Raw genomic sequence first — 2,413 nt, 5'->3', positions numbered from 1 at the left:
AGGCAGGCGCGACGTCGCGCCTGGCGCCAGGGCAGAAGATTGATGGTCGCTATCATCAACATGTGCCTCCCATAGCGAGTCCCAGTGCAATGGTGAAGCGATGGCTTTGCGTTGGAATTGGCGGCTGGCGTACAGACACCACGCTTAAAGGATCGAAGCCGCTGGGATCGCATAGCGCAATGGCTGTCGTGGAAAGCGATAATGTCGCGGCAAGCTCGTCGATACAGCCAATATCGCCCGTTGATTTACGCCCCCATGCCGAACGGGTCGCCCATAGCCACTGGGTGTCATCACGCCATACCAGACACTGATGACGTTCTGGCAGGTAAGGTATAAATCGCTGTAACGCGCTGGCATCCGGCGTAATCGCCGTAACCTGTACCTTCAACGTTTGGATAAGCGTCAGAAGCGCTGAAATCTCTTTGCTTTGCGCGGCAGTGACGTTAAACGCCGGGCTTAACGTGTCTTCGCTATAATCAAAATGCAGCGCATCCGGCGCCATATCCAGCTCACGCGCCATCGAACCGGATAACCATGCGGCTTGCTCCGGCTCGCGCAGCATCATTTCCGGACGAGGGTACTTTTTTTGTAACGTCCTGTTGGCAGGAAAAGAGAGATGAATATGGTGTCGGCGAGGAAGCTCCCGGCTCCACGGCAGTAGCGCTGCGACAAGCTGTTCAGGCTCGCGAATGTGGCCATCGACGATAACCTGAGGCGTCAGCGGTATACGCCACCAGCGCTGGAGAAACCAACCGGATGCGTCGTGAACTACGGCGACAGCCAGCGCTTCATGTTGCTGAATATGCAGACCAATTTTCCAAATATTGAAAGCCATTGCTGATGATCTCCTTATCACCCGTTGCTTTAACGGGTATATCAATGCGTCTGGCTTGCCTTTATACTACCGCGCGTTTGTTTATAAACTGCCCAAATGCCACTAAATGGGAAATCTCCAGTGAAGTTCGTAAAGTATTTATTAATCCTTGCAGTATGTTGCATCCTGCTGGGAGCAGGCTCGATTTATGGCCTCTACCGCTATATTGAGCCGCAATTACCTGACGTCGCGACGCTCAAAGATGTGCGTTTACAGATCCCGATGCAGGTTTACAGCGCTGATGGCGAGCTGATCGCGCAATATGGCGAGAAACGTCGAATCCCGGTCACCCTGGATCAGATGCCGCCGGTAATGGTTAAAGCCTTTATCGCTACCGAAGACAGTCGTTTTTATGAGCACCACGGGGTAGACCCGGTGGGGATCTTCCGTGCTGCCAGCGTCGCGCTGTTCTCCGGCCATGCATCGCAAGGGGCCAGCACCATTACCCAACAGTTGGCGAGAAACTTCTTCCTGAGCCCGGAACGTACGCTGATGCGTAAGATCAAAGAAGTGTTCCTGGCGATCCGCATTGAACAACTGCTGAGTAAAGATGAGATCCTCGAACTGTATCTGAACAAGATTTACCTGGGGTATCGCGCTTATGGCGTAGGTGCTGCCGCGCAGGTCTATTTCGGTAAGACGGTTGATCAGCTCAGCTTAAGTGAAATTGCGGTGATTGCCGGTCTGCCAAAAGCGCCGTCAACCTTCAACCCCCTCTATTCGATGGAAAGGGCAACCGCGCGACGTAACGTCGTACTGTCGCGTATGTTGAGCGAAAACTACATCACGCAGGCTCAGTACGATCAGGCGCGCGGCGAAGCCATTGACGCCAACTACCACGCGCCGGAAATCGCCTTCTCCGCGCCGTATCTCTCTGAGATGGTGCGCCAGGAGATGTATAATCGTTATGGCGAGAAAGCCTATGAGGACGGGTATCGCATTACCACCACCATTACGCGCAAAGTACAGCAGGCTGCTCAGCAGGCAGTACGTAACAACGTGATGGATTACGACATGCGCCACGGTTACCGCGGCCCGTCGAACGTGCTGTGGAAAGTGGGCGAAAGCAGTTGGGACAGCAAGAAAATCACCGATACGCTGAAAGCGCTACCGACTTATGGTCCCCTGCTACCGGCGGTTGTTACCAGCGCCAATCCGCAGGAAGCCATTGCCGCGCTAGCGGATGGTACGTCAGTGTCATTACGGATGGAAGGCATGCGCTGGGCGCGTCCTTACCGCTCGGATACCCAGCAAGGCCCGACGCCGCGCAAAGTGACTGATGTGGTGCAAACCGGGCAGCAAATCTGGGTACGCCAGGTTGGCGATGCCTGGTGGCTGGCACAAGTACCGGACGTCAACTCCGCACTGGTCTCCATCAATCCGCAAAACGGCGCGGTGCTGGCGCTGGTCGGTGGTTTTGACTTCAACCAGAGCAAGTTTAACCGTGCAACCCAGGCGTTACGCCAGGTGGGTTCCAACATCAAACCATTCCTGTATACCGCCGCGATGGATAAAGGTCTGACGCTGGCGAGCATGCTT

At 54.9% G+C, this 2,413-nt stretch carries 2 protein-coding genes; one reads left to right on the top strand and one right to left on the bottom strand.

What is annotated here, in order from left to right:
* Nucleotides 1-55: 55 nt before the first annotated feature.
* Nucleotides 56-835, bottom strand: a complete 780-nt coding sequence (locus FDW87_RS13825) for a hypothetical protein (protein WP_016157634.1) — start codon at nt 833-835, stop codon at nt 56-58.
* A 120-nt stretch (nt 836-955) separates the two neighbouring features.
* Here FDW87_RS13825 and FDW87_RS22615 point away from each other — a divergent pair.
* The coding region (locus tag FDW87_RS22615) for a transglycosylase domain-containing protein (protein ID WP_252363173.1) at nt 956-2,413 on the top strand (1,458 nt) is incomplete at its 3' end.

Origin of the sequence: Citrobacter sp. wls826 (genome assembly GCF_005281245.1) — a bacterium.
GTDB lineage: Bacteria > Pseudomonadota > Gammaproteobacteria > Enterobacterales > Enterobacteriaceae > Citrobacter > Citrobacter braakii.
The sequence above is the reverse complement of the archived record's forward strand: the minus strand, read 5'-3'. Positions and strand labels throughout refer to the sequence as shown.

Coding starts and splice junctions, on each gene's coding strand:
- FDW87_RS13825 (WP_016157634.1), bottom strand. CDS start 835: ATGGCTTTCAATATTTGGAAAATTGGTCTGCATATTCAGCAACATGAA.